This is a genomic window from Sphingomonas sp., assembly GCF_035998645.1.
Classification (GTDB): Bacteria; Pseudomonadota; Alphaproteobacteria; order Sphingomonadales; family Sphingomonadaceae; genus Sphingomonas.
This window is the reverse complement of sequence record NZ_DASYHL010000005.1, coordinates 533891-560260: the sequence shown is the minus strand read 5'-3', so window position 1 is coordinate 560260 and position 26370 is coordinate 533891. Positions and strand designations below refer to the sequence as shown.

General features: G+C 65.8%; 23 protein-coding genes. 16 read left to right on the top strand and 7 right to left on the bottom strand.

The window, feature by feature from the left end:
- Nucleotides 1-197 precede the first annotated feature (197 nt).
- Genes VGN66_RS16380 through VGN66_RS16365 form a run of 4 tightly spaced genes read left to right on the top strand, consistent with a single transcriptional unit; the run spans nt 198 to nt 5801 of the window.
- Complete coding sequence (locus tag VGN66_RS16380) at nt 198-1475, top strand: heavy-metal-associated domain-containing protein (protein ID WP_327519859.1); 1278 nt, start codon at nt 198-200, stop codon at nt 1473-1475.
- Nucleotides 1472-2095, top strand: a complete 624-nt coding sequence (locus tag VGN66_RS16375) for a chromosomal replication initiator DnaA (RefSeq protein WP_327519858.1) — start codon at nt 1472-1474, stop codon at nt 2093-2095. The genes VGN66_RS16380 and VGN66_RS16375 overlap by 4 nt, the downstream gene beginning before the upstream one ends.
- Nucleotides 2096-2106: 11 nt before the next feature.
- A complete protein-coding gene (locus VGN66_RS16370; RefSeq protein ID WP_327519857.1) occupies nt 2107-4296 on the top strand; it encodes an RNA degradosome polyphosphate kinase in 2190 nt (729 codons plus the stop codon).
- Nucleotides 4293-5801, top strand: a complete 1509-nt coding sequence (locus VGN66_RS16365) for a Ppx/GppA family phosphatase (protein WP_327519856.1) — start codon at nt 4293-4295, stop codon at nt 5799-5801. The genes VGN66_RS16370 and VGN66_RS16365 overlap by 4 nt, the downstream gene beginning before the upstream one ends.
- A 148-nt stretch (nt 5802-5949) precedes the next feature.
- On the opposite strand, the gene VGN66_RS16360 is transcribed toward VGN66_RS16365, so the two are convergent.
- Both VGN66_RS16360 and rnd read right to left on the bottom strand, forming a co-directional pair.
- Complete coding sequence (locus tag VGN66_RS16360; protein WP_327519855.1) at nt 5950-6234, bottom strand: I78 family peptidase inhibitor; 285 nt, start codon at nt 6232-6234, stop codon at nt 5950-5952.
- Nucleotides 6231-7409, bottom strand: a complete 1179-nt coding sequence (gene rnd, locus VGN66_RS16355; RefSeq protein WP_327519854.1) for a ribonuclease D — start codon at nt 7407-7409, stop codon at nt 6231-6233. The genes VGN66_RS16360 and rnd overlap by 4 nt, the downstream gene beginning before the upstream one ends.
- Before the next feature lie 223 nt (nt 7410-7632).
- Between rnd and aspS the strand changes: the two genes are divergently transcribed.
- From aspS to VGN66_RS16335, 4 genes are all read left to right on the top strand, one after another.
- Entirely contained in the window at nt 7633-9432 is a 1800-nt protein-coding gene (aspS, locus tag VGN66_RS16350) for an aspartate--tRNA ligase (RefSeq protein WP_327519853.1), read from the top strand.
- Between the two features lie 3 nt (nt 9433-9435).
- Complete coding sequence (locus tag VGN66_RS16345; RefSeq protein ID WP_327519852.1) at nt 9436-10215, top strand: polyphosphate kinase; 780 nt, start codon at nt 9436-9438, stop codon at nt 10213-10215.
- Nucleotides 10216-10280: 65 nt separating this feature from the next.
- Nucleotides 10281-11672 (top strand): L-serine ammonia-lyase, encoded by a 1392-nt coding sequence (locus tag VGN66_RS16340; protein ID WP_327519851.1) that lies wholly within the window; start codon nt 10281-10283, stop codon nt 11670-11672.
- 39 nt (nt 11673-11711) lie between these two features.
- Complete coding sequence (locus VGN66_RS16335; RefSeq protein ID WP_327519850.1) at nt 11712-12737, top strand: 2-hydroxyacid dehydrogenase; 1026 nt, start codon at nt 11712-11714, stop codon at nt 12735-12737.
- Here VGN66_RS16335 and greB read toward each other — a convergent pair.
- The 3 genes from greB to VGN66_RS16320 are packed head-to-tail and all read right to left on the bottom strand — an operon-like array spanning nt 12725 to nt 15629.
- Nucleotides 12725-13207, bottom strand: a complete 483-nt coding sequence (greB, locus tag VGN66_RS16330; protein WP_327519849.1) for a transcription elongation factor GreB — start codon at nt 13205-13207, stop codon at nt 12725-12727. The two genes, VGN66_RS16335 and greB, sit on opposite strands and share 13 nt — an antisense overlap.
- Entirely contained in the window at nt 13204-13617 is a 414-nt protein-coding gene (locus tag VGN66_RS16325; RefSeq protein ID WP_327519848.1) for a GNAT family acetyltransferase, read from the bottom strand. The genes greB and VGN66_RS16325 overlap by 4 nt, the downstream gene beginning before the upstream one ends.
- Nucleotides 13614-15629 carry a lytic transglycosylase domain-containing protein gene (locus tag VGN66_RS16320; RefSeq protein WP_327519847.1) on the bottom strand — a complete coding sequence of 672 codons (2016 nt, stop codon included), beginning with the start codon at nt 15627-15629 and terminating at the stop codon, nt 13614-13616. Before VGN66_RS16320 ends, VGN66_RS16325 begins: the two co-directional genes overlap by 4 nt.
- Nucleotides 15630-15700: 71 nt before the next feature.
- Between VGN66_RS16320 and dapA the strand changes: the two genes are divergently transcribed.
- Genes dapA through VGN66_RS16290 form a run of 6 tightly spaced genes read left to right on the top strand, consistent with a single transcriptional unit; the run spans nt 15701 to nt 22616 of the window.
- On the top strand, nt 15701-16582 hold the full coding sequence (dapA, locus tag VGN66_RS16315; RefSeq protein WP_327520287.1) for a 4-hydroxy-tetrahydrodipicolinate synthase: 882 nt from the start codon (nt 15701-15703) through the stop codon (nt 16580-16582).
- Nucleotides 16583-16630: 48 nt separating this feature from the next.
- Nucleotides 16631-17113, top strand: a complete 483-nt coding sequence (gene smpB / locus VGN66_RS16310; RefSeq protein ID WP_327519846.1) for an SsrA-binding protein SmpB — start codon at nt 16631-16633, stop codon at nt 17111-17113.
- Nucleotide 17114: 1 nt separating this feature from the next.
- Nucleotides 17115-17687, top strand: a complete 573-nt coding sequence (locus VGN66_RS16305; RefSeq protein ID WP_224920149.1) for a DUF2062 domain-containing protein — start codon at nt 17115-17117, stop codon at nt 17685-17687.
- Between the two features lie 57 nt (nt 17688-17744).
- Nucleotides 17745-19799: a M13 family metallopeptidase gene (locus VGN66_RS16300; protein WP_327519845.1), complete on the top strand. Its 2055-nt coding sequence runs from the start codon at nt 17745-17747 to the stop codon at nt 19797-19799.
- Between the two features lie 38 nt (nt 19800-19837).
- Nucleotides 19838-22225, top strand: coding sequence for a hybrid sensor histidine kinase/response regulator (locus tag VGN66_RS16295; protein WP_327519844.1), 2388 nt, complete (start codon nt 19838-19840; stop codon nt 22223-22225).
- A 40-nt stretch (nt 22226-22265) separates the two neighbouring features.
- A complete protein-coding gene (locus VGN66_RS16290) occupies nt 22266-22616 on the top strand; it encodes a response regulator (RefSeq protein WP_327519843.1) in 351 nt (116 codons plus the stop codon).
- A gap of 28 nt (nt 22617-22644) precedes the next feature.
- Here VGN66_RS16290 and VGN66_RS16285 read toward each other — a convergent pair whose 3' ends face one another.
- Both VGN66_RS16285 and VGN66_RS16280 read right to left on the bottom strand, forming a co-directional pair.
- Nucleotides 22645-23163, bottom strand: coding sequence for a phosphoribosyltransferase (locus tag VGN66_RS16285; RefSeq protein WP_327519842.1), 519 nt, complete (start codon nt 23161-23163; stop codon nt 22645-22647).
- The gene (locus VGN66_RS16280) at nt 23163-24176 is read right to left on the bottom strand and encodes an adenosine deaminase (RefSeq protein ID WP_327519841.1); all 1014 of its coding nucleotides are present in this window, start codon (nt 24174-24176) and stop codon (nt 23163-23165) included. The genes VGN66_RS16285 and VGN66_RS16280 overlap by 1 nt, the downstream gene beginning before the upstream one ends.
- Nucleotides 24177-24349: 173 nt before the next feature.
- Between VGN66_RS16280 and recA the strand changes: the two genes are divergently transcribed.
- Complete coding sequence (gene recA, locus VGN66_RS16275; RefSeq protein WP_224920143.1) at nt 24350-25420, top strand: recombinase RecA; 1071 nt, start codon at nt 24350-24352, stop codon at nt 25418-25420.
- 304 nt (nt 25421-25724) lie between these two features.
- Nucleotides 25725-26366 (top strand): glutathione S-transferase, encoded by a 642-nt coding sequence (locus VGN66_RS16270; RefSeq protein WP_327519840.1) that lies wholly within the window; start codon nt 25725-25727, stop codon nt 26364-26366.
- Nucleotides 26367-26370 lie beyond the last annotated feature (4 nt).

Here is a 26370-nt window from a genome sequence, read left to right as displayed (position 1 = left end):
CGGGGCGTCCAAAGCGAAACCATGGATCGTGTAGAAACCGCGCGCCAACCCTTCTCGTCTGCCCGGGCTTGACCCGGGCCGGGGCTTCTTCCTCTCACGACGGCCAAGAAAAGCCCTGTCCCGGGTCAAGCCCGGGACGACGATTGGAGGAGGATAGCGCTTGGATTTCCACGCCCTCTTCGCCAAAAGGGCGCGGAATGTCAGTTCGTCCTTCCCCCGCCATCGCCGCAATCGGCATTGCAGCCCTGCTTGCGTCAGCCGGATTCGCCGTCGCGCAGTCCGGCAAGGGCGCGGTCAAGACCGATGCGAGCGCGGACGCCGGCAACAGTTCGGGCAGTTTCGAGGTCAGCGGCGTCGATGTCGATGTGCGCGGCAAGAGCGCCGAGGCCGCGCGGCTGGGCGGCTGGCGCCTGGCGCAGCGCAAGGGCTGGTCGATGCTGGCGCGACAGCTGACTGGATCGCCCTCGACCCTGTCCGATTCGGCGCTCGACGGACTGGTCACCGGCATCGTCGTCGAGAATGAGCAGATTGGCCCCAATCGGTATGTCGCGCGGCTGGGCGTGTTGTTCGACCGCAACCGCGCCGCATCGATCCTGGGAGTCGGCGGCACGCTGATGCGCTCGCCGCCGATGCTGCTCGTGCCGGTGCAGGTGTCGGGCGGCACGCATCGCGTGTTCGAGGGCAGTAGCGCCTTTGCCGAGGGCTGGGCGCGGTTCCGGACTGGCAACAGCAGCATCGATTACGTCCGGCCCAACGGCTCCGGCCCTGACCGGCTGCTGATGAATGCGGGGCAGGTGGCGCGGCGCGGGCGTGGCTGGTGGCGCGCGATCCTCGATCAATATGGCGCGACCGACATTCTGGTGCCTACCGTCGAGCTGCGGCGCAGCTATCCGGGCGGGCCGGTCACCGGTATTTTCACCGCGGGCCACGGCCCGGACAACCGCCAGCTGGCGCAATTCGTGCTGCGTGTGAATGACGGCAACGCGATCCCCGCGCTGATCGACGCCGGCATCGCGCGGATCGACAAGGCGTATCAGGACGCGTTGCGCTCCGGCATCCTCAAGCCCGACCGCTTGCTGGTGACAGAGCCGCCACGCCCCGAAGTCCCGCTCGAAGAGACGGGCGAGGAAGACCTGATCGACACCGGCGAGACTCCCGCAGTGGCTACCGGCGCGGTGATCACCATCCAGTTCGATACGCCGACCGTTGGCGCGCTGACCGGCGCGGAAGCGTCGGTGCGCGTTGTTCCGGGTGTCAGCTCGGCGACCACCACCAGCACTGCGCTCGGTGGCGTGTCGCTGATGCGGGTTACGTATGACGGCAGCCAGTCCTCGTTGCGCGCGGCGCTGGAAGCGCGCGGCTGGCAGGTTCAGGAAGGGGCGGGCGTGCTGCGCATTCGCCGGGGCGGTGGATCGCCCGCACCCGCACAACCCTCCGCGCCGATCCCCGAAACGGGGAACAGCAGCAGCGAATGAGCCAGCTTTCCCTGCCGCTCGCCCGGCCAGCCGGTGCGCGCGAGGACAGGTTCCTGATCGGCGAGTCGAATGCGCAGGCGGTGCAACTGCTCGAACGCTGGGCGACCTGGCCGGTGATGACCGGGATGATCGTCGGGCCACGCAAATCGGGCCGCAGCTTGCTCGCGCGGACGATGGTCGCGCGCAGTGGCGGCACGATGGTCGACGACGCCGACCGCGCGGACGAAGTGGCGCTGTTCCACGCCTGGAACACCGCGCAGGCCGAACACCGGCCTCTATTTCTGGTCGCCGAGCGCGCGCCGCCGGGCTGGGCGGTGCGGCTGCCCGATCTGCGCTCCCGGCTGGGCGCCAGCGTGATCGCGCGGATCGAGGCCCCTGACGATGTGCTGGCGCATGATCTACTGGCGCAATTGATCGACCGTCACGAACTTGTCGCCCAGCCTGATATAGTGGCGTGGATCCTGCGGCGGATCGAACGGACGCACCTTGCGATCCTACGCACCGCCGAAGCGCTGGAGGAAGATGCGAGCCGCCGCGGCAACCGGCGCTTGTCGATTCCGACGGCGCGCGCCACATTGACTGCGGCGGGGCTGCTCCGCGAGCCCGACGCCCAATCCTGAAACGAGGCCCGATGACCCGCGCGCGCACCAAAGCCGATCTGACCCGAGCAGAGGGTGGCGAGGTTCCGTCCGCAGCGACATCCGCCGACGCGCGCTATTTCAACCGTGAGCTGTCGTGGCTGGCGTTCAACCGCCGGGTGATGGAGGAGGCGCGCAACACCGCGCATCCGTTACTCGAACGGCTGCGCTTCCTGTCGATCTCGGGCTCAAATCTCGACGAGTTCTTCATGGTCCGCGTCGCCGGCCTCAAGGGGCAGCAGATGCAAGAGGTGGAGGCGCATTCCACCGATGGCCTGACCCCGGCTCAGCAGCTGGCGGCGATCGTGTCCGATGCCGCCGATCTGGTCGATAGCCAGCAGTCGGTGTGGCAGGACATCCGCGCTGAGCTGATCGGACGGGGGATCGAGGTGCTCGACGCCGAAGAAGTGACCGGCGACACCGCGACCTGGCTGGAAGAGCATTTCCGCCTTCAGATCTTCCCGATCCTGACCCCGCAGGCGCTCGATCCGTCGCATCCGTTCCCGTTCATCCCGAACAAGGGGCTGAGCATCATTTTCGACCTTGTCCGCACCAGCGACAAGGAGGCGGTGCGCGAGCTGGTGCTTTTGCCGGCCGCGACCCCGCGTTTTGTGCGCGTGCCGGGCGAGACTGCGCGCTACATCGCGGTCGAGACGCTGGTGAAGCGGTTCGCGCCGATCCTGTTTCCCGGGTTCGAGAACCGCAAGTCCGCCACGTTCCGCGTGCTGCGCGACAGCGATATCGAGCTGGAAGAGGAAGCCGAGGATCTCGTCCTCTACTTCCGCACCGCGATCAAGCGCCGCCGCCGTGGCCGCGTGATCCGCCTCGAAATGGAGGAGGGGATCGACCCCGGTCTTGAGGCGGTGCTGAAGGAGGAGCTCGGCGGCAGCGAGGCGTTGCTGACCGAGACCGGCGGGTTCTTGGGCAATGGCGACCTGGCGCTGATCGTTGACGAGGATCGCCCCGACCTCAAATTTCCGCCCTTCGTCGCGCGCTTTCCGGAGCGGATCCGCGAATATGACGGCGATTGTTTCGCGGCGATCAAGGCCAAGGACATCGTCGTCCACCACCCCTATGAATCGTTCGACGTGGTGCTCGCCTTCCTCAAGCAAGCCGCCAGCGACCCCGATGTGATCGCGATCAAGCAGACGCTGTATCGCGCGGGCAAGCAGTCGGCGGTGATTCAGGCGCTGATCGCTGCGGCCGAGGCTGGCAAGTCGGTGACCGCAGTGGTCGAGATCAAGGCTCGGTTCGATGAGGAGCAGAATCTGCTCTGGGCCAGCGCGCTCGAACGTGCGGGCGTGCAGGTCATTTATGGCTTCACCAACTGGAAAACCCACGCCAAGGTGTCGATGGTGGTGCGGCGCGAGGGCGATGAGTTCCGCACTTACTGCCATTTCGGGACCGGAAACTATCATCCGGTCACTGCGCGGATCTACACTGACCTCAGCTTCTTTACTGCCGATCCCCGGGTCGGGCGCGATGCGGCGAAGATCTTCAACTACGTCACCGGCTATGTCGAGCCGCAGGGGCTGGAGTTGATGTCGGTGTCGCCCCGCCATCTGCGCGAGCGGCTGATTGAGCTGGCGGATCAGGAGATTGCCAATGCGCTGGCGGGCAAACCGGCGGCAATTTGGGCCAAGATGAACAGCTTGGTCGATCCGGTGATGATCGAGAAATTGTACGAGGCGAGCAATGCGGGGGTTCAGATCGACCTGATCATCCGTGGCATTTGCTGTCTGCGCCCCGGCATGCCGGGCATGTCCGAGCATATTCGCGTCAAGTCGGTGGTCGGCCGCTTTCTGGAGCACAGCCGCATCTGGGCGTTCGGCAATGGCAAGGCGCTGCCCAATGACGGCGCGCAGCTGTATATCTCGTCGGCCGACTGGATGCCGCGCAACTTCGACCGGCGCGTGGAGTTCATGCTTCCGATCACCAACACCACGGTGCACGATCAGGTGCTGGACCAGGTGATGGTCGCGAACCTGATCGACACCGAACAAAGCTGGGAGCTGCAGCCCGATGGCCGCTATGTCCGTGACGATCCCGGCACCAAGCCGTTCAACCTCCATCGCTATTTCATGACCAACCCGTCGCTGTCCGGCCGTGGCGCGGCGCTCGAGTCGAGCGAGGCGGTGCCCAAGCTGTCGCTGCGCCGCTGGCGCGCGGAGCGGGGGGCGTGAGCGTCACCTCGCTCGCGCAACGCAAGCCGCGCACGCAGGCGGTGCCACTGGCACAGCGCACCGCGATCATCGACATCGGGTCTAACTCGATCCGTCTGGTGGTCTATGACGGGTCGGCGCGCCTTCCCGCAATCCTGTTCAATGAAAAGGTGATGGCGGGCCTTGGCCGTTCGCTTGCCGCGACCGGGGCGATCACGGAGGATGCGCTGGTGCTGGCGACGACGGCGCTGGCGCGCTTCTCCAGCCTGGCGCGCGAGATGGAGGTCGATTCGCTGCGCACGGTGGCGACCGCAGCGGTGCGCGACGCCAGCAACGGCGCGCGCCTGCTCGACATCGCCCGCGCGCTCGGTCTGAAGGTCGAATTGCTGTCGGGCGAGGCCGAGGCACTGGCCGCCGGCTATGGCGTGCTGTCGGGCATTCCCGATGCCGACGGCATCGTAGGCGATCTTGGTGGCGGATCGCTTGAGCTGGTCCGCGTGGTCGCCGGGACGGTGACCGATCGCGTGTCCTTCCCGCTTGGCGTGCTGCGGCTCGAAGCGATCCGGTCGCAGGGCAAGGGGACGCTCGACAAGACGGTGGCCAAGCTGCTGGAGCAGGCCGGTTGGAGCCGGCGCGGGGAGGGGCTGCCCTTCTACCTTGTCGGTGGATCGTGGCGCGCGCTGGCGCGGCTCGACATGCATCTGACGGGCTATCCGCTGCCGGTGATCCACGAATATGCGATGCCCGCATCGACCATCACCCGGTTGCAGCGAACGATCGCGCAGATGGGCAAGAGCCGCATCCGATCGGTGCCGAACCTGTCATCGGGCCGCGTCGCGACGCTGGAACATGCCTCGGCATTGCTCGGCGCGCTGATCAAGCATCTGGGTAGCAGCGAGACGGTCGCGTCCGCGTTCGGCCTGCGCGAAGGGCTGCTGTACGGCGAACTGAGCATGGACGAGCGGCGTGCAGACCCGCTGATCGTAGCGACGCGCGATGAGGCGCGGCGCTCGGGGCGCTTCCCCGAACATGGCGATTTGCTCGACGCCTGGATCGCGCCGTTGTTCGGCGACGAGGATGAGTCGCTGACCCGGCTGCGCCATGCCGCCTGCCTGCTCGCCGATGTGGGCTGGCGCGCGAACCCCGAATTTCGCGCCGAGCGCGGGATGGAGATCGCGCTGCACGGCAATTGGGTCGGGATCGACGCGCGCGGGCGGGCCTTGCTCGCCCAGGCGCTGTTCACATCGCTCGGGGGCGGGCTCGAATCGCCTGCGCCGGTGGGGCAACTCGCCCCGCCCGAAGCGCTGGAGCGCGCGCGCCTGTGGGGGCTGGCGATGAGGCTGGGTCAGCGGCTGTCGGGCGGTGTCGCCGGGCCGCTGCGCCGATCGCGGGTGGCGGTCGAGGGTGAACTGCTCCAGCTCTATCTGCGCGAGGATGACGCGGCGCTCTATGGCGAAGCGGTGGAGAAGCGACATCGTGCGCTTGCCGGGGCGCTGGGGCTGACGGCGAGTGTTGAGGTGGGCTGAGCTTGAATCTACAAAATCCTCCCCCGCCAGGGGGAGGTGTCAGCATAGCTGACGGAGGGGGCGGAAGCACTGAGGTTGAGGTTAATCCCTTCCTCCCCCTCCGTCGCCTTCGGCGCCACCTCCCCCTGGCGGGGGAGGATTATTCGTTTCACCCGCAGCGCAGCTCCTTGATCGTGTTCACGTCATCCAGTTCGACGTTCAGCCGGTCGGACCGATAGTCCATAGTCACCGCCATGCCGGGCTTGATCACCCGCACGGTCCGCGCGCCCGAGCGCTGCTTGGCGCGCTCGATCACCTGCGGCCTGGCTTCGCGACCGACCAGAGGCTGGACGCGGTCAGCGTTGCATTCGCGGATTCCGGTGCCGGGCGCAGGCCGCTCATAGCTGCACGCGGCGAGGCTCAGCGGCAGGGCGATCAGGGCAACGGCTTTCATGGGTTCGGCTCCTCGGTACGCGTCATCTTGAGCTTACCATTGCGCACGGTGAACCCAAGCTGACCCTCGACCAGCGCGAGCGCGTCGCGGCCGAATTGTTCAAAGCGCCAGCCGCGCAGAATCGACAGCCCGTCGCGCTGACCCGCGGCGAGCGCCTCGAGATCGTCGGAGCGGGCGAGCAGGCGCGAGGCGACGTTGATGTCGCGCGAGCGGATCTTGAGCAGCAGCTTGAGCAGATCGGCGACCAGCGCGCCTTCCTTGCCCAGCGGGAGCTTGCGGTCGTCGCGCGGGGGCATTTCGTCGGCCGACATCGGCTCGGCATGTTCGAGTGCCGCCATCAGGCGACCGCCGATATCATTGCCGCCCCAGGTCGCCGACAGGCCGCGCACCTTGGTCAGGTCGGCCTGTTTACGCGGCGGGTTGCCGGCGAGATCGGCGATCGTCTCATCCTTGACGATGCGGCCGCGCGGCAGATCCTTGCCCTGTGCCTCACGCTCGCGCCATGCCGCCAGCGCCTTGAGGCGGCCCAGCACTTCGGGCTTGCGGCTGGAAATGCGGATTCGCTGCCACGCCTTTTCCGGGTCGCTGCGATAGTTTTCGGGATCGCCGATCCGCTCCATCTCCTCGTCCAGCCAGTCGCCACGGCCGGTCTTCTTGAGCTTGGCCAGCATTTTGGGGAAGATTTCGGAGAGGTAAGTCACGTCGCAGATCGCGTAATCGATCTGGCGCTTGTCGAGCGGGCGGCGCGACCAGTCGGTGAAGCGTGCGCCCTTGTCGACCGTGATGCCGAGATAGGTTTCAACGAGGTTGGAATAGCCGATCTGTTCACCCTGACCCAGCGCCATCGCCGCGATCTGGGTGTCGAACAGTGGATAGGGGGTCTTGCCGGTGAGGTTATAGACGATCTCAAGATCCTGCCCTCCGGCGTGGAAAACCTTGAGCACATCCTCATTGTTGACGAGCAGGTCGAGCAGCGGGGTCAGGTCGAGCCCCGGTGCCATCGGATCAATCGCCGCCGCCTCGTTCGTGTCCGCGATCTGGATCAGGCACAGCTCGGGGTAGAAGGTGTTTTCCCGCATGAACTCGGTATCCACCGTGATGAACGGTTGCTGCGCGAGGCGGGTGCAGAGGTTGGCGAGCGTCGCCGAGTCTTGAATCAGGCCGTGAATATGCATCGCAGGCCCATAGCCGCGCCCGCGCGGGTTGACAAAGGGGCGTGTGAAGGGGAAGCGCGCGAGCAGTAAATTCCAGCCCCAAAGTCCCCCTCCCGCGCGCGGGAGGGGCTAGGGGAGGGGCTGTCACCACAGCGTTCGTGCTGATGGACAGGCCCTCCCCCCGACCCCTCCCGCAAGCGGGAGGGGAGATTTGCGGGGCATAGTCGAGAGAAGAGACCGGACCATGCACGCCTATCGCACGCACACATGCGGCCAACTGACCGCCGATCAGGTCGGCGAGACCGTTCGCCTGTCAGGTTGGATCCATCGCACGCGTGAGCATTCGAATGTCCTCTTCATCGATCTGCGCGACCATTATGGTGTGACGCAGGTGGTGATCGAAACCGGCTCGGACCTGTTCAAGATCGTTGACGCGGTTGGCCCGGAATCGGTGCTGACGGTGACTGGCAAGGTTTCGGCGCGATCGGCCGAGACGCTCAATTCGAAGATCCCCACTGGCGAGATCGAAATTTTCCCCAGCGAGGTCATCGTCCAGTCCGCTGCCGAAAAATTGCCCCTGCCGGTTTTTGGCGATGCCGAGTATCCCGAAGAAATCCGTCTGCGGAACCGCTTCCTCGACCTGCGCCGCGAGGGGCTGCACGCCAACATCATGCTGCGCAGCCATGTCATTGCGTCGCTGCGCCGCCGGATGATCGATCAGGGCTTTACCGAGTTCCAGACCCCGATCCTGACCGCGAGCAGCCCCGAAGGTGCGCGCGACTATCTGGTGCCGAGCCGCGTGCATCCGGGCAAGTTCTACGCGCTCCCGCAGGCGCCGCAGATGTTCAAGCAGCTGCTGATGGTCGCGGGCTTCGACCGTTACTTTCAGATCGCACCGTGCTTCCGCGACGAGGATGCGCGTGCAGATCGCAGCCCGGGCGAGTTCTACCAGCTCGATTTCGAGATGAGCTATGTCACGCAGGACGATGTGTTCGCGGCGATCGAGCCGGTGCTGCATGGCGTGTTCGAGGAGTTCGCAAACTGGCAGGGCAAGGGGCGCACGGTCAGCCCGCTGCCGTTCAAGCGCATCCCCTACCGCGAATCGATGCTGAAATACGGCAACGACAAGCCCGACCTGCGCAACCCGATCCTTATTTCGGATGTCAGCACGCATTTCGAAGGCTCGGGATTCGGGCGCTTTGCCTCGATCGTCGAAGCAGGCGATGTGGTCCGTGCGATCCCGGCGCCGGGCACTGCCGACAAGAGCCGCAAATTCTTCGACGTTATGAACGCCTGGGCGCAATCCGAGGGCTTTGCCGGCCTTGGCTATGCAACGCGCAAGGGCGGCGAATGGGGCGGCCCGATCGCCAAGAACCATGGCGAGGACAAGATGTCGGCGATGGCTGACGCGCTCGGCCTTGGCCCGGATGACGGCATCTTCTTCGCCGCGGGCAAGGAGGCTCAGGCCGCCAAGCTCGCCGGCCTCGCGCGCACCCGCGTGGGCGAGAGCCTCGAGCTGATCGACAAGAGCCGGTTCGAATTCTGCTGGATCGTCGATTTCCCGATGTTCGAATATGACGAGGACGCGAAGAAGATCGACTTCAGCCACAACCCGTTCAGCATGCCGCAGGGCGAGCTGGAGGCGCTGGAGACCAAGGACCCGCTCGATATCCTCGCCTGGCAGTATGACATCGTGTGCAACGGCATCGAGCTGTCGTCGGGCGCGATCCGGAACCACCGTCCGGAGATCATGTACAAGGCGTTCGAGATCGCCGGCTACTCGCAGGAACAGGTCGACGCGAACTTCAGCGGGATGATCAACGCGTTCAAGTTCGGCGCACCGCCGCACGGTGGCTCGGCCCCGGGCGTCGATCGCATCGTCATGCTCCTCGCCGACCAGCCGAACATCCGCGAGGTCATCGTCTTCCCGATGAACCAGAAAGCGGAGGATCTGATGATGCAGGCCCCGTCGGCGGTGAGCGAGAAGCAGCTCAAGGAACTCAACATTCGCCTCGCGCCGCAAGCGATGGACAACAAGGGCTGATTCATGACCAAGTCGATCGATCTTTCCGACTATGAAGAGGGCGGAAAGGTCGACGACTATCACGACCGCCTGACCGCGCTGCAGGAGCGGCTGAGCCATATCCAGACTGCGCACATCATTCATAAGCGCCGCGCGATCATCGTGTTCGAGGGCTGGGATGCAGCCGGGAAGGGCGGGATCATCCGGCGGCTGACCGCCGACTGGGACCCGCGCTATTTCGAGGTCTGGCCGATCTCCGCGCCGACGCCGGAGGAGCTGTCGCACCATTTCCTCTGGCGCTTCTGGCGGCGCTTGCCAGCGCAGCACAATATCGCGGTGTTCGACCGCAGCTGGTACGGCCGCGTGCTGGTCGAACGGGTCGAGGGCTTTGCGCGCGAGGCCGAGTGGAAGCGCGGCTATGCCGAGATCAATGACTTCGAGGCGCAGCAGGCGGAGACTGGCGCGACGCTGATCAAGATCTTCGTCCATGTGACGCAGAAAACCCAAGACAAGCGCCTGCGCGAGCGGATCGAGACACCGTGGAAGCGGTGGAAGACCGGGCTCGACGATTATCGCAACCGCGCGCGGCGGGCGGACTATCTCGATGCGATGCACGAGATGTTCGCGCGGACCAGCACCGACGCGGCACCTTGGGTCGTGATCGACGGCAATGACAAGAAGGCGGCACGGATCGCCGCGCTGACCGCGATCGCCGATGCGCTGGAGGCGCGCGTACCGATGGACCCGCCCGCGCTCGATCCGGCGGTGGAGGCAGCGGCGCGCAAGGCGGGCGTGATCGACTGAAGCGGTGGACGGCGTGGTGTCACGGCTCTAGGCGGTATCAAAGGTTACGAATGGACCGGAGAGCGATGCCTGACCCACAATCCGCGGCAACGCACGACCGCGCGCAGGCGACGATTGGCATCGCCGACCTGTTCACCATCGGGATCGGGCCGTCATCCTCGCATACCGTCGGCCCGATGCGCGCGGCGTTTGCCTTTGCTGAAGCGACACTCGACCGGGGCGTGCCGGTGTCGGTGTCGTGCGAGTTGTTCGGGTCGCTCGCGCTGACCGGCAAGGGGCATGCGACCGATGTGGCGGTGATGCTGGGGCTTGCGGGCTGTCAGCCAGAGAGCGTCGATCCCGATGCGGTCCCGACCATCGTCGACACGATCCGGGCGGAGGCACAGCTAAAGTTGGGCGGACATGTCCCGGTACCGTTCATCGAGGGCACGCACCTTGTCTTTTGCGGCGACCGCTTCCTCCCCGCGCACCCCAACGGCATGCGTTTCGTCGCGCATTATGCCGATGGCGAGCCCTACGAGACCTTTTGGTATTCGATCGGCGGCGGCGCGGTGGTCGAGGGCGGGTGCGAGTTGCCGCAATCGAATGTGAGGCTGCCCTTCGCCTTCTCGTCCGGCGCGGAATTGCTGGCGGTGGGCGAGGCGGAGGGCAAGAGCGTTGCCGATATCGTCCGCGCCAACGAGGCGGCGTGGCGTGACGATGCGGAGACCGACGCCTTTATCGATTCGCTGCGCGGCGCGATGTCGGCATGTATCGAACGCGGCATGCGGGGCGAGGGGGAATTGCCCGGCGGCCTCAAGGTCAAGCGCCGCGCGCGCGACCTGCACGCCCGGCTGATCGCACGCGGGCCGCGATCAGACCCGTCATTGGTGTTCGATTGGGTCAGCCTGTGGGCGCTCGCGGTGAATGAGGAGAATGCCGCGGGCGGCCGCGTCGTTACCGCGCCGACCAATGGTGCGGCCGGGGTGATCCCGGCGGTGCTGCGCTATTACGAGACCTTCTGCGCCATCCCGACCCCGGCGGGGTCGCGGACCTTCCTGCTCACCGCGGCGGCGATCGGTTTTCTCTACAAGAAACGCGCGTCGATCAGCGCGGCGGAGATGGGCTGTCAGGGCGAAGTCGGCGTCGCTTGTTCGATGGCGGCGGCGGGGCTGGCGGCGGCGCTGGGCGCGACCAATGCGCAGATCGAGAATGCCGCCGAGATCGGAATGGAGCATAATCTCGGCCTCACCTGCGACCCGATCGGCGGGCTAGTGCAGATCCCGTGCATCGAGCGCAACACGATGGGCGCGATCAAGGCGATCAACGCTGCCTATCTCGCGATGCACGGCGATGGCAGCCACATCGTCAGCCTGGACGCGGTGATCGAAACGATGCGCCAGACCGGCGAGGACATGCGCTCGAAATACAAGGAGACGGCGCAGGGCGGGCTGGCGGTCAACGTCGTCGCCTGTTGATCCCCTGCCTGCTAGGCTCCTGCTTTATGGGAGCAATCCATGCGCGTCACGATTTTCGGCACCAAGGGCTATGACCGCCGCTTTCTGAGCGAGGCCAATGCCGCGCATGGGCATGAGCTGGTGTTTCTCGAGCCCCGGCTCGAGCTTACCACCGCGCCGCTGGCGAAGGGGTCGCGCGCGGTGTGCGTGTTCGTCAATGACCGCGTCGATGCTGATGTGCTGGCGGCTCTGGCCGAGGCGGGAGTGAGGCTGGTCGCGCTGCGCTGTGCCGGGTTCAACAATGTCGATCTGCCCGCCGCCGCGCGGCTGGGCGTGGATGTGGTGCGGGTGCCCGCCTATTCGCCCCATGCCGTGGCCGAGTTCACGATTGGCCTGCTGCTGGCGGTCGACCGGCAGATCCCGCGCGCATGGGCGCGGGTGCGGGAGAATAACTTCGCGCTCGACGGGCTGATCGGGCGCAATCTGCATGGCCGGACGGTGGGCGTGATCGGAACCGGCCAGATCGGGGCGCTGGTTGCCCGGACGCTCAAGGCCGGTTTCGGGTGCGATGTGCTGGCGAGCGATCCGGTGGTCGACCCTGCGCTGGAGGCGATCGGGGTTCGTTATGTGGCGCGGGAGGCGTTGCTGGCGGAGGCGGAGGTGGTGACGCTGCATTGCCCACTGACGCCCGATACCCGTCATCTGATCGATGCCGCCGCCATCGATCGCGCGCGCGACGGACTGGTGATCGTCAATACCAGTCGCGGCGCGCTGATCGACACCGCCGCGCTGATCGCTGGCCTTAAATCGCGGAAGATCGGTGCCGTCGCGCTCGATGTGTACGAGCAGGAGGCGGACCTGTTCTTTGAGGACCTGTCCAACGAGATCGTCGATGACGATGTGTTCCAGCGGCTGCTGACCTTCCCCAACGTCCTCGTCACCGGGCACCAGGCGTTCCTCACCGAAGAGGCGCTGGCCGCGATTGCGGAGACCACCTTGTCGAGCATCAGCGATGCCGAAGCTGGGCGGGCGCTGACCAACCGGGTTGGGGTAGAGCGTGTGCGGGGCGGCGCTCAGCCGGGATAGGTGATCGTCATCACCTCATAATCCTTTTCCCCGGCGGGCAGCACCACCTTGCGCAGATCGCCCACGGCGGCACCGCGCAGCGCGCGGGCGAGCGGCGAGTTCCAGCCGATCCGACCTGCGCCCGCATCCGCCTCGTCATCCCCGGTCAGCGTCAGGGTGCGGTGGTTGTCATCCTCGTCGGCGATGGTGACGGTCGCGCCGAACCAGACTTTCGAGCGATCCTCCTGCCGTGCCGGATCGATGACCTTGGCCGCCTTCATCCGCTTTGCCAGCCAGCCGAGCCGCCGGTCGATCTCACGCAGCCGCTTGCGCCCGTAGATGTAATCGCCGTTTTCCGAGCGGTCGCCATTGCCTGCGGCCCAGGCGATCGTCTCGACCAACGCCGGGCGCTCGGTGCCGAATAGCGTGTCATACTCGGCCTTGAGCGCCGAATAACCGGCCGGCGTGATGTAGTTCGGACGGTCGATCAAAGCGTGCGGCCCATGCTGATTCGCGGCTCGACCGCGTAGCCCATATGCGCCCAGAAGGCGGCGGCGTCGCGGTTGGTGTCGCGGACCTGTAGGTTGACCTTGGTGCAGCCAAGCTCTGCCAGCCCCTGTTCGGCAGCGCGGATCAGCGCGCGGGCGATGCCGCAGCCGCGCGCCTTGGGATGTACCGCCAGCTTGTAGAGCCAGCCGCGATGGCCGTCATAGCCAGCCAAGATGGTGCCGAGGACGTGACCGTCCTCCTGCGCGACCAGCATCAGGTTGCGCTGCACCGCCAGCTTTTGCGGGATCGCCACTGCGGCGTGGCTGTGCGGTGGGTCTTCGGGAAAGACGGCTCGCCACAACGCCTCCACTTCCGCGAACTGCGCCTCGGCATAGGGCAGGATCACGATCACCCGGGACGGTTCTTCCCCAGGTACCAGCTAGTCCGATACGGCCCGCGCGAACGCGCGCGCTGGGGGTGGAGCAGGTCGTACACCACCGCATTTTCCAGCACCCGGTGGACATAGTTCTTGGTCTCGAAGATCGGGATATTCTCGATCCAGACGAGCATATCGACGCCGGGAAGGCGCGGATCGCCATTGGCGCGGATCCACTTGTTCACATTGCCCGGCCCGGCATTGTAGGCGGCGACGGCGAGCGGGTAGCTCCCGCCATAATAGTTGAGCATCCGCTGAATATAGCTGGAGCCGAGGCGGATATTGTAATCGGTATCGACGGTCAGCGCGTCGCGGTTGTAGCTGAGGCCAAGCTGCCCCGCGACTTCGCGCGCCGTCCCCGGCATCAACTGCATGATCCCGCGCGCTCCGGCATGGCTGATCGCTGCCTTGTCGAACTGACTTTCCTGCCGCGCGATGGCGTGGATGATGGTGAAGTTGCTTTCCTGTCCCAGCGGGACCGGGACGGACGGGTAGCCCGCGACGGTGTAGTCGGTGAGGCCGTTGAGCAATGCACTGCGCCCGACCATGACGCCCAGGTCGGGGCGACCGATCGTGCGCGACAGCTCGGTCGCCAGCACATGATCCTCCGCGCTCGTCGCGTCCGCGGCGATCTGGCGCAGGAAATATCCCTGATCCTCGGTGCGGCCCAAAGTGCCGAGCATCTGCGCGGCGCGGACGACTTCGCGGTTGTAGAAGGCGGTGCGCGCCGCGGGGCTGACCTTGCGGAAATCGACGGGCGGCGGTGCCTTGAGGTCGCGGCTCAGCCGTTCGGCGGCGAGTTGGCCATAGAACAGGTCGGAGTAAGCGGCGGCGCGCTCGTAATAGGCGCGGGCGGCGGCGGCTTGCCCGGCGGCCTCGGCGGCGCGGCCGGCCCAATAGATGCCCTTCGACTGGGTGGTTGGGGTGCGCGACCCGCGCGAATAGCGGTCGAACATGCCGATCGCGTCGGCGGGGCGCCCGAGCTTGTGCATCGCGACAGTGCCGGCGAGCCAGACGAGGCTGGTATAATCGTCGCGGATGCCGAGCCCGAGATCGGAGACGTCGGTCCCCGGCGCGACCGCGTCGTCGACCTGGCTCGCGATGGCATAGGCGAGCGCATATTGCCGGTCGGACTCCGCCGCGCGGGCGTTGGTCAGCAGCACCTCATACCATTCCTCGACATTGCCGGGGCGGCTGTCGAGCGTGCGGGGGCGGGCGAGCAGCGAGCGCGCCGACCCGCTCGCGCCATTGCTGCGATACCAGCTTGCGCGGTCGGCGATGAAGCCGGGATCGCGGAGGCCGAATGCCTCGACCGCAGCCGCGCGGTCCTGCGCGTCGGGGGCGTTGGAATGGAGCGCGAGCCGCGCTTCGAACAACGCGCGCTTCTGCGGCGAGGTATAGCCGATGTGGCGCGCGGCGACTGTGCGGGCGTCCTGCCACAGCAGCGCGTCCATCCGCGCATCATGGTCGGCGGGGGAGAGGGCGCTGGCAAAGGCGCCCAGCACCGCGCTCTCGTCGGTCGGACGAAGGATACCGCTGCGCCAGGCGCGGCGGGCGTGTTCGTCCGCTTCAGCGCGGCGGCCAGTGATCGCCAGCGCCTCGGCAAAGCGGATGCGGCCTGCGGCGGTCAGCGGCGGGAAACGCTCGAAAAAACGGACGGCGAGCGACGGCGCGTCGGTGCCTGCCCCCAGCGAAGCCTCGGCGGCAGCGCGGCGGCTCGTCTCCCCCGGCCAGCCGGGATGGGCGAGCATGAAGTTCGCATAGTCGCTGAACGGCCAGCGATCGGACTGTTGCAGCCGCTTCCACTGGTCGATCGTGTACTGCAGGCTGGACGCCGATGGGGGCGGGGCGGCAGGCAGTACCTGCGCCGCGACCGCAGCGAACTGCGCGCGATACCATTGGGCTCCATCCTGCACGACCTGTGAGGAGACCGCGACACCCGATACGCCGGCGAGCAGAAGCCCGCTCTTGAAAACAGAAGCAAGCATGCTGGACATGATACGCGAACGCACCCTATTGGCCACCCCGAATTTCCGACGATTGGGGCATTTTGACGCATATGTTTTCCGGCTCGATCCCCGCGCTCATCACACCATTCCGTAACGGCAGCTTTGCCGAGGATGTTTTCCGCGATTTCGTGGAGTGGCAGATCGCCGAAGGATCGTCGGCTCTGGTCCCGGTGGGCACCACCGGCGAGGCGGCGACGCTGTCCAAGGACGAGCATTTCGAGGTGGTGCGCGTCTGCGCCGAACAGGTGCGCGGGCGGGTGCCGGTGATCGCGGGTGCCGGGTCGAACGACACCCGCGTTGCGATCGGCAACGTTCAGGCCGCGAAGGATGCGGGCGCCGATGCGGTGCTGATGGTCCCGCCTTACTATAACCGCCCGAGCCAGGAAGGCATCTTCCAGCACTTCGCGGCGGTGGCGGGCGAATGCGATTTGCCGATCATCCTCTACAACGTCCCCGGCCGCACCGTGACCGACATCCAGCCCGAAACGGTGATCCGCATCGTCGAGGCGTTTCCCGACAAGTTCGTGGCGATCAAGGATGCGAGCGGCGACCTGACCCGCGTCTCGAAGCACCGCGCCGCGCTGCGTAGCGGCCTTGCCCAGCTGTCCGGCAACGACGAAACCGCGCTGGCCTTCAACGCGATGGGCGGGGTCGGGTGTATTTCAGTCGCGGCGAACGTCGCGCCGAAGCTTTGTGCGCAGTTTCAGGGGGCATGGGCCGAGGGCGACACGGCGGTCGCGCTCGCGCTGCACGACCGGCTGTTCGCGCTGCACCTCGCGCTGTTCACCGACGCCTCGCCGGGTCCGGTGAAGTACGCCGTGAACAAGCTGCGTCCCGAGATTTCCGCCGAGCTGCGCCTGCCGATGGTTGCGCCGAGCGACGCGAGCAAGGCGGCGGTCGATGCGGCAATGGCGGCGGCGGGGATTATCTGACGCCGTCCGCTTTCCTTTCTCCCCCCGCACGCCTACATCGCGCGTCCCATGGCACGCCCTCGTCCCCTTGAATTCGACAAGAAGAAGATCGTCGCGGAGAACCGCAAGGCGAGGTACGAATATTTCCTCGAGGAGTTTTTCGAGGCCGGCATCGCGCTGCAGGGGACCGAAGTAAAATCGCTGCGTTTCGGCGAGGGGTCGATTGCGGAGAGCTATGCCGAGGTGCGCGATGGGCAGGCGTGGCTGGTCAATGCCAACATCCCCGAATTTTCGCACGGAAACCGCTTCAATCACGAACCGAAGCGTCCCCGTAAATTGCTCCTTCACGAACGTCAGGTAGAAAAGCTGCAGGGCGCGGTCGCGCGGGAGGGCATGACGCTGATCCCGATGTCGATCTACTTCAACAGTCGCGGTCGCGCGAAGGTCGAGCTGGCGCTGGCGAAGGGCAAGAAGACTCACGACAAGCGCGAGTCGATCAAGGAACGGGACTGGAAGCGTGAACAGGGGCGGATCCTCCGCGATCGCGGGTGACATGAAACCGAGTCGTCTCAGCGCTTGGTGGCATCGCAACATGCCGACCCGCGAGTCGATCGAGCAGATCCGCTGGCTGCGTCCCGTCGCCCATCGCGTTCTGGCGCCGGAATTGTGGCGCTTCACCCGTCGTTCGGTGCCGCGTGGCGTCGCGCTGGGGCTGCTGGTCGGCATCTTCCTTCTGATCCCCGGGCTTCAGATCGCGGGTGCTGCGATGCTGGCGCTCCCGTTCCGTGCCAATGTGCCGATCGCAGCAGCAATGACGTTCCTCAGCAATCCTGCGACGACGCCGTTCATCCTCTATGGATCGGTGTACACCGGCAATGTGATGCTGGGGCGCAGCGCCGATGTGTCGGGGTTCATGGCGCTGGTCGAGCATCATGCGGGCGTCGGCGAATGGATGAGCTGGCTGTTTTCTCAGGCGGCTCCGGCGCTGTTGATCGGGCTGCTGGTCATTTCGGTCGCGTCGGCGGTGGCCGGGTACGGCATGTCCATTCTGCTGTGGCGCGCCTGGGTTGCGCGCAAGTGGCGCAAGCGCGTCGCGCTCCGCAATAAAGTTTCTTCCGAGACTTGATCGGGCGTATCATCGGCGTAAGACACGGGCGTTTTCTAATGTCCCGAAGGGTGCCCGATGCGTCTTCTCCTGATCCCCGTCCTCCTCGCCGGAACCGCGCTGGCAAGCGGCTGCACGCCGTCGACCAGCGCTGAAGCGCCGGCGGCTGCCCCGGCGCCGGCTCCCGCAGCCAAGCCGCAACTTGGAAGCTTCGGTTTCGACGTTGCCGGGATGGATCGCAGCGTGGCCGCAGGCGAGGACTTCTACGCCTTCTCCAACGGGAGCTGGGCGAAGAACACGCCGATCCCCGCCGACAAGTCCAACTATGGCATGTTCACCGCGCTCGACGACCTGTCGAAGGAGCGCGTGCGCGGCATCCTGGATGAGGTGAAGGACGATCAGGCCAGCATGGTCGGTCGCGCCTATACCAGCTATCTCGACACGGCGACGGTCGAGGCACGCGGGCTTGCGCCAATCCAGCCGTGGCTCGGCAAGATCAAGGCGCTCGACAGCAAGGCGGGCTATGCCGCGTTGGTTGTCGAAGGCGCAAAGATGGGCATTCCCGGCCCGTTCGGCGGCTATGTCGGCCAGGACGACAAGATCCCGACCCAGTATATCTTCTCGATCTATCAGGGCGGTACGGGCCTGCCCGATCGCGACATGTATCTGCTCGACAACCCGAAGATGGCGGCGATCCGCACCGGCTATCTCGGCTATCTGACGAAGATGCTGACGCTGGCGGGTGAGGGCGATGCCGAGGCGCGGGCCAAGGCGATCCTCGACCTTGAGACCAGCATCGCCAAGGTGCAGTGGACCCGCGAGGATTCGGGCGACGCGACCAAGACCTATAACAAGTTCACGCTGGCAGAGACGGCCAAGCTGTCGTCCAAGACGCTCGACATGCCGGCGATCCTGAAGGCGCTGAGCCCGAAGATCACCGAAGTGCTAGTGGGCCAGCCGAGCGCGGTGACCGGCATCGCCAAGATCATCGACGATGCGCCGCTGGCGGTGGTGAAGGACCAGATGCTGGTGCGCAGCCTGGGTGCGATGGCCGATTATCTGCCCGATGCGGTCGCCGACACCAACTTCGCTTTCTATGGCACGACGCTGCAGGGAACGCCGCAGCGTGAGGCGCGCTGGAAGCGCGGCGTGAGCTTTACCGAGGGTACGCTGGGCGAGGAACTCGGCAAGGAATATGCCGCGCGCTACTTCCCGGCTGAGTACAAGGCGGAGATGAACAAGCTCGTCGCCAATGTCCTCGACGCGATGGGCCGCCGGATCGACTCGCTCGACTGGATGCAGCCGCAGACCAAGGCGCGCGCCAAGGCGAAGCTCAAGAACTTCACCGTCAAGGTCGGCTATCCTGATCAGTGGCGCAGCTATGCGGGCCTCGAGGTCAAGGCCGATGACCTGTTCGGCAACGCCGTCCGCTCCAACCGCTTCGACTATGCCTATATGCTCGACAAGCTGGGCGGGCCGGTGCGGCGGTGGGAATGGGGCATGCTGCCCCAGACGGTGAACGCCTATGCCAATTTCGGCATGATGGAAGTCGTCTTCCCCGCCGCGATCCTGCAGCCGCCCTTCTTCGACCCCAAGGCTGATCCCGCGATCAACTATGGCGGCATCGGCGCGGTGATCGGGCATGAGATCAGCCACCATTTCGACGATCAGGGCGCGAAGTATAACGAGAAGGGCGAATTGTCCGACTGGTGGACGCCCGCAGACGTCAAGGCATTCGAGGCGGCGGGCAAGGCGCTGATCGCGCAGTATGACGCCTATGAACCGCTTCCGGGTGAGCATGTGAAGGGCGAGTTTACGCTGGGCGAGAATATCGGCGATCTCGCCGGCCTCACCATCGCGTACGACGCCTACAAGCACGCACTGGGCGGCAAGGAAGCGCCGGTGATTGACGGGTTCACCGGCGACCAGCGTTTCTACCTTGGTTGGGCGCAGGTGTGGCGGCGGAACTATCGCGAGGCGAACCTGCGTCAGCGCCTGCTGACCGACCCGCACAGCCCGTCGATCCAGCGCGCCTGGGTCGTCCGGAACCTCGACCCCTGGTACGGCGCATTCGGCGCGAAGCCGGGCGAGAAGCTGTATCTGGACCCGGCAAAGCGCGTCCGCGTCTGGTGAGCGCTTGACGCTATGCCAGCGGGGCGGGAAAGGGGGCCATGCCCGCAACTTCCGCCCCGACTGACGACTCCCCCGGCATCACCGGCCCGCTGATCGTCGCCATCGCGGCGGGCGCGGTGGCGGGCGGCGCGGTGCTGTGGGCGATCGACTCGCTGCCGGTGGCGGCCGGGTTCTTCGCGACGGCGGTGCTGATCGCGCTCGCGGTGACGTTGGTGCGGCGACCGACCGTCGCGGCGGAGGCGACGTCGGACGCGAGCGAGATCGACTGGTCGCTGGCCAATATGCTGGCTTCGATGAGCAACGATGCGATCGCGGTGACCGATCGTGCCGGGCGGCTGGTGTGTGCGAACGAGCGGTTCGGGACGCTATTCCCCGGCTATCCGGCGCCCCCCGCAGTGGTCATCGGCGACTGGGCGGCGTCACAGCTGGGCAGCGCCGGGCGTGCGGCGTGGCGCGACGGGCAGGCGTCGAGCGGATCGTTCGACGCCGCCGGGGCCAAGCTGACCGCCCATGTCGCACGCGTCGGGGATTCGCTGCTGGTGTGGCGCTTTGCCGGTGCCGATGCGGTTGACCTGACCAAGCAGGCACAGGCGCTGGTCGCGGGCAAGTCGGGCGACCGGCTGGGACAGGCCGGGATAATGATGGCGCTGATCGGGGCCGATGGCCGGGTGCGTGCCGCCAATCGCGTGTTGCGGCTGCGCGCTGTCGGTGACGAGCTGGCGATGATCGAGGGGCGGGACATCACCCGCTTCCTCATTACCGACAATCGCGGCACGGTGCGGTTCGAGCGCGAAGGACTGTCGGGGACGCCGATCCGCGTACTGGAAATCCCCTTTCTCGATGGCGATGCGACGCCGATGCTGGTGGCGCTGCTCGACGAAGAATACGCCCCGGCGCAGGAGATGGGCGCAGAATCGACCGCGCATGTCCGGTCGCTGATCGCGCTGCTGCCCACCGGCATCGCGCTGGTCGGGGCAGATGGCCGCTTTGCCTTCATGAACGACGCCTTTGTCCGCGCGGCGCATGTCAATGGCGACGCGCCGCCGCTCTATCCGGGCGACCTGGTGGTGCGCGAGGACAAGAGCACGCTGGCCGACGCGGTGCGGCGCTTTGCGGCGGGTGCGGTGCATCCGATCGACCTCACCGTCCGCTTTGCCCAGGCACCGGACGAGGCGGTGTCGCTGTCGATCGCGTCAGCGCGTGGCCTTGGCGACGCAGCCGTTCTGCTCAGCCTGCGCGATGCGGGCGAGGAAGGGCAGCTCAAGCGGCAGGTGGCGCAGGCGACCAAGATGCAGGCGGTCGGCCAGCTGGCCGGTGGCGTCGCGCACGACTTCAACAACATCCTGACCGCGATCATCGGCCATTGCGACCTGATGCTGATGCGCCATGCGCCCGGCGACAGCGATTATGACGACATCCAGCAGATCCTGCTCAACTCGAACCGCGCTGCTGCATTGACCCGCCAGCTGCTCGCCTTTTCGCGGCAGCAGACGCTGCGGCCACAGCTGTTGCAGCTGCCCGACATCATTTCCGAAGTGTCGAACCTGCTCAAACGCCTGCTGGGCGAGACGGTTGAGCTGGTGGTCAATCACGGCCGCAACCTTGGCCCGGTGCGCGCCGATCCGGGGCAGCTGGAACAGGTCGTCGTCAACCTGGCCGTTAATGCGCGCGACGCGATGCTGGCGAAGAACCCCAATGGCGGCGGCACGCTGACGATCGAGACGCTGAGCGTCGCGGCCCATGAGGTGCGCGCGATGGACGAGGATGTCCTGCCGGTCGGCGACTATACCGCACTGCGCGTGTCCGACACCGGATCGGGCATTCCGGCGGACGTGCTCGCGCATATCTGGGAGCCGTTCTTCACCACAAAGGAAGTGGGGAAGGGGACGGGCCTCGGCCTGTCGACCGTCTATGGCATCATCAAACAGTCGGGCGGGTTCATCTTTGCCGAGAGCGAGCCGGGCAAGGGCGCGGTGTTCACCATCTATCTGCCCGTCCACACCGCCCCCGAGCCGACCGCGCAGCTGCCGACCGCCAAGGCTGTGCAGGGCGATCTGTGGGGTACCGGTACGATTCTGCTGGTTGAGGACGAGGCGATGGTGCGCGCGGTCGCGGAGCGTGCGCTGGCGCGGCAGGGCTATACCGTGCTGACGGCCGAGAATGGCGAAGCGGCGCTGGAATTGCTGGAGAAAAGCGGCAAGCCCGATCTGCTGATCAGCGATGTGGTGATGCCGACGATGGACGGCCCGACGATGGTGCGCCAGGCGCGCAAGAAATATCCGGACCTTAAGATCATCTTCATGTCCGGCTATGCCGAGGAACAGCTGCGCAAGTCGATCGACCTCGACAATGTCGCGTTTCTCCCGAAACCCTTTTCAGTCCAGCAACTTGCGGAGCTTGCCCGGTCGGTGATGACCGCGAAATAGCACTCGACCGCGGAACGATAGTCGGGCACATGCTGGCGCGATGAGCGCACCGCAACGCATCCTCGTGGTCGAGGACGAACCCCTGATTGCCATGATGATCGAGGATTTCCTCGACATGCTGGGCAAAGGCCATGCCGGCACCGCCGAAAGCGTGGCCGGCGCGCTGGAGATCGTCGCAGCGGGCGGCGTCGACGCCGCGATCCTCGACGTCAACCTGTCGGGTGGCGAGCAGAGCTGGCCGATTGCCGACGCGCTCGCGGCGAAGGGGTTGCCGTTCGTCCTAGCGACCGGCGGCAGCGGCGACATGGTGGCCGAGGCGTATCGCGACCGGCCGGTTCTGGCCAAGCCGTTCACGATGGACGCGGTCGAACAGGCGTTAGCGGCGCTTTGATTTGGTTTCAGCGAAGCTGAATTCAATCCTACGCGATCCGGTCGGGTAGCTCCGCCGCGTCGGCTTCGATCGCAGCATCCGGTGCGACCGCTTCCCACGGGAACACGAACCAGTCCTTCGTCACCGATCGGTCGATGGTCCGCGCGGCATACTCGACCCGCTGGTGCGACGTCACATTGTCGAGCAGTGTTGCAAAGCGCACGTTCGCGGGGGCCGCGCCAGCCGCAGCCAGCCCGTCGCGCAGCCGACCGATCGTCGCCCCGCTGTCGTTGATGTCATCGATGAACAACAGCCGCGCACCCTCGCGCGTCCGCAGGGCCAGCCGCGCGAGTGCAGGCGCGGCGAGGTCTTCGTTGCGGGCGCTGTAATCCACCGACAGCATCGGGCCGACGATCGCGTGGCTGAGATACACCGCCGGGATCAGCCCGCCGCGTCCGATGCCGATCAGATAATCGGGCTGCCAGTCGGCATCCGCGCGCACTGCATCGGCCAGCGCCAGCACGTCGGCCACGAACTGCTCATGCGAAATCGGGGCGAAGGCCGGCATCAGTTGGCCGCCACATAGGCATCGAGCCGGGCGAGATGCGCGGCCTTCTCGGCTTCACCCAGAAACGACCCGGTGAAGCTGTTGCGTGCCAGTTGGGCGAGCTGGGCCTTATCGAGCCCGCGCGCGGCGGCGACCGCGCGGTAATTGTCCGCGACATAGCCGCCGAAATAAGCCGGATCGTCCGAATTGACCGTGGCATGGAGTCCTTGTTCGAGCATGCGGTCGAGCGGGTGGTTCGTCAGGTCATCGACCACGCAGAGTTTGAGGTTGGAGAGCGGGCAGACCGTGAGTGTCATCCCCGACTCGGCGAGCCGCCGGACCAGCACCGGATCCTCCAGGCTACGATTGCCATGGTCCAGCCGGTCGATCTTGAGCAGGTCGAGCGCCTGCCAGACATAGTCGGGCGGCCCCTCCTCCCCGGCATGGGCGACGCGCTTGAGGCCCATCTCGCCCGCCGCAGCGAACACGCGCGCGAACTTCCCGGGCGGGTGGCCAAGTTCGGACGAATCGAGCCCGACGCCTGCGATCCGGTCGAGCCACGGATCGGCTGCCTTGAGCGTGGCGAATGCCGCGTCCTCATCGAGATGCCGCAAGAAGCACAGGATCAGCTTCGAAGAGACCCCGTGCCGGCTCTCAGCCGCGTGCATCGCGGATAACAGGCCATCGGCGACTACCTGAAACGGGATGCCGCGATCGGTGTGCGTCTGGGGATCGAAGAACATTTCGGCGTGAGCGACTCCGTCCGCCGCAGCGCGTTCGAAATAGGCGTCGGCGAGGTCGTAGAAATCCTGCTCGACACGGAGCACATCGGCGCCCGCATAATAGATGTCGAGGAAATCTTGGAGGTTGGAGAAGCTGTACGCAGCGCGGACTGCCTCGACGCTGTCGAACGGGATCGCGACGCGATTGCGCTTCGCCAGCGCGAACATCAGCTCGGGTTCGAGGCTTCCCTCAATATGAAGATGAAGTTCGGCCTTGGGCAGGCCGGTGATGAAGTCGGATGCGGCGGTCATCGTTTCAAGATCGCGCGATTGCCTTGGCAGGGCAAGACGTTTGGACGTTGACGCGATCGAGAGGAACAAAAAAAGATCGTTCCGCACTTGTTCCTGTGGAACATATGTTGTACGACGCGCTTCAGGCAATGGTTGAATGCAGGCCGCAAAGCCTTTAGCGACGGAGACCTCTCATGGCAGCTTCCCTCAAGGTGATCGAAGGAAAGATGGGCATTTCTCCTGACAAGCAGAAGGCGCTCGATGCAGCGCTGGCACAGATCGACCGCGCGTTCGGCAAGGGCAGCGCGATGAAGCTCGGCTCGAAGGAGACGATGCAGGTTGAGGCGATCTCGACCGGCTCGCTTGGCCTCGACATCGCACTCGGCGTCGGCGGCCTGCCGCGCGGCCGCGTGATCGAGGTCTATGGCCCTGAAAGCTCGGGCAAGACCACGCTGGCGCTGCATGTCATCGCCGAGGCGCAGAAGGGTGGCGGGGTCGCGGCATTTGTCGATGCCGAGCACGCGCTCGACCCGGTCTATGCCAAGAAGCTGGGCGTCAACATCGACGAACTGATCGTGTCGCAGCCGGATACTGGCGAGCAGGCGCTCGAGATCGTCGACACGTTGGTGCGGTCGAACGCGATCGATGTGCTGGTGGTCGACTCGGTCGCAGCGCTGGTGCCGCGCGCGGAGATCGAGGGCGAGATGGGCGACAGCCATGTCGGCCTTCAGGCGCGCCTGATGTCGCAATCGCTGCGCAAGCTGACCGGTTCGATCAGCCGCTCGCGCTGCATGGTGATCTTCATCAACCAGCTGCGCATGAAGATCGGCGTGATGTACGGCAATCCCGAGACCACGACCGGCGGCAACGCGCTCAAATTCTACGCCTCGGTCCGGCTCGACATCCGCCGCACCGGCCAGATCAAGGACCGCGACGACATCGTCGGCAACGCTACCCGTGTGAAGGTGGTGAAGAACAAGGTCGCCCCGCCGTTCAAGCAGGTCGAGTTCGACATCATGTATGGCGAGGGTATTTCCAAGATCGGCGAGATCCTTGATCTGGGCGTCAAGGCCGGGCTGGTCGAGAAGGCCGGCGCCTGGTTCAGCTATGACAGCATCCGCATCGGTCAGGGGCGTGAGAACGCCAAGACCTTCCTCAAGGAAAATGGCGATGTCTGTGCGCGGCTGGAAGCTGCGATCCGCAGCCGGACCGAAAAGGTCGCCGAAGAGATGATGACGGGGCCGGACGCGGACGACGACCTCTGATTCCACAATAGCGGCGACAAAGCCGCCGTTAACCAGTTTCGGGCAGCAATGTCTGTTGCGGGCCGTACCGGATCGACAGGTCGGTGGCGGTCAAGGGACCAGTCTCCCATTGGAAGGCCCGGCGTGGCGTGCGCCGGGCCTTTCCTGTTTTGGGTTGTCTGGAAAACCTGTCGCGGACGCGCTGCTTTGTCAGCCGGTGGCGACGCGCGCTGCGGGGGCGGGGCGTTGGCGCCTCTTCCCATTTTCGCTGCATCCGCCCACAAATGCGTGAACCCGTATGGGACCGGCTATGGAGCGACCAGCGATGATCACCGTCCACCACCTCGAAAATTCACGCTCGCAACGCGTCCTTTGGCTGCTCGAAGAACTCGGACTTCCTTATGAAATCCGCCGCTATGCGCGCAATCCCAAGACCATGCTTGCCCCGCCCGAGCTGCGCGCGGTGCATCCGCTGGGGAAGTCGCCGGTGATTGTTGACGCAGACCCCGAGAGCGACACGCCGCGCACCGTTGCGGAGACCGGCGCGATTATCGAATATCTGGTCGAGAAGGCCGATGGTCGGCTCGGCGCCCCTGCGCACCGTGAATCGGCGCTGCACTACCGCCATTTCATGCACTACGCCGAGGGCTCGCTGATGCCCCCGCTGCTCGTCAAACTGGTGCTGATGCGCGTTCCGATCTTCGGCAAGGCGGCGCAGAAGAAGATCCAGCCGATGATCGACGTCCATCTCGATTTCGTTGAGACCGAACTGGCCAGCCGTCCCTGGTTCGCGGGCGACGCGATGACCGCGGCGGATGTGATGATGAGCTTTCCGCTTGAGGCGGCGCGGTCGCGCGGCGGGCTCAACGCATCGCGTCCCGCGACGATTGCGTGGCTGGACAAGGTTCATGCGCGCCCCGCCTATCAGACGGCCCTCGCCAAAGGCGGCCCCTATGCCTATGCCTGATCGC

Excerpts from the sequence above, each read along its gene's own strand:
- VGN66_RS16380 (WP_327519859.1), top strand. The coding sequence starts at position 198 with ATGTCAGTTCGTCCTTCCCCCGCCATCGCCGCAATCGGCATTGCAGCC.
- VGN66_RS16375 (WP_327519858.1), top strand. The coding sequence starts at position 1,472 with ATGAGCCAGCTTTCCCTGCCGCTCGCCCGGCCAGCCGGTGCGCGCGAG.
- VGN66_RS16370 (WP_327519857.1), top strand. The coding sequence starts at position 2,107 with ATGACCCGCGCGCGCACCAAAGCCGATCTGACCCGAGCAGAGGGTGGC.
- VGN66_RS16360 (WP_327519855.1), bottom strand. The coding sequence starts at position 6,234 with ATGAAAGCCGTTGCCCTGATCGCCCTGCCGCTGAGCCTCGCCGCGTGC.
- rnd (WP_327519854.1), bottom strand. The coding sequence starts at position 7,409 with ATGCATATTCACGGCCTGATTCAAGACTCGGCGACGCTCGCCAACCTC.
- aspS (WP_327519853.1), top strand. The coding sequence starts at position 7,633 with ATGCACGCCTATCGCACGCACACATGCGGCCAACTGACCGCCGATCAG.
- VGN66_RS16345 (WP_327519852.1), top strand. The coding sequence starts at position 9,436 with ATGACCAAGTCGATCGATCTTTCCGACTATGAAGAGGGCGGAAAGGTC.
- VGN66_RS16340 (WP_327519851.1), top strand. The coding sequence starts at position 10,281 with ATGCCTGACCCACAATCCGCGGCAACGCACGACCGCGCGCAGGCGACG.
- VGN66_RS16335 (WP_327519850.1), top strand. The coding sequence starts at position 11,712 with ATGCGCGTCACGATTTTCGGCACCAAGGGCTATGACCGCCGCTTTCTG.
- VGN66_RS16320 (WP_327519847.1), bottom strand. The coding sequence starts at position 15,629 with ATGCTTGCTTCTGTTTTCAAGAGCGGGCTTCTGCTCGCCGGCGTATCG.
- dapA (WP_327520287.1), top strand. The coding sequence starts at position 15,701 with ATGTTTTCCGGCTCGATCCCCGCGCTCATCACACCATTCCGTAACGGC.
- smpB (WP_327519846.1), top strand. The coding sequence starts at position 16,631 with ATGGCACGCCCTCGTCCCCTTGAATTCGACAAGAAGAAGATCGTCGCG.
- VGN66_RS16305 (WP_224920149.1), top strand. The coding sequence starts at position 17,115 with ATGAAACCGAGTCGTCTCAGCGCTTGGTGGCATCGCAACATGCCGACC.
- VGN66_RS16300 (WP_327519845.1), top strand. The coding sequence starts at position 17,745 with ATGCGTCTTCTCCTGATCCCCGTCCTCCTCGCCGGAACCGCGCTGGCA.
- VGN66_RS16295 (WP_327519844.1), top strand. The coding sequence starts at position 19,838 with ATGCCCGCAACTTCCGCCCCGACTGACGACTCCCCCGGCATCACCGGC.
- VGN66_RS16290 (WP_327519843.1), top strand. The coding sequence starts at position 22,266 with ATGAGCGCACCGCAACGCATCCTCGTGGTCGAGGACGAACCCCTGATT.
- VGN66_RS16285 (WP_327519842.1), bottom strand. The coding sequence starts at position 23,163 with ATGCCGGCCTTCGCCCCGATTTCGCATGAGCAGTTCGTGGCCGACGTG.
- VGN66_RS16280 (WP_327519841.1), bottom strand. The coding sequence starts at position 24,176 with ATGACCGCCGCATCCGACTTCATCACCGGCCTGCCCAAGGCCGAACTT.
- recA (WP_224920143.1), top strand. The coding sequence starts at position 24,350 with ATGGCAGCTTCCCTCAAGGTGATCGAAGGAAAGATGGGCATTTCTCCT.
- VGN66_RS16270 (WP_327519840.1), top strand. The coding sequence starts at position 25,725 with ATGATCACCGTCCACCACCTCGAAAATTCACGCTCGCAACGCGTCCTT.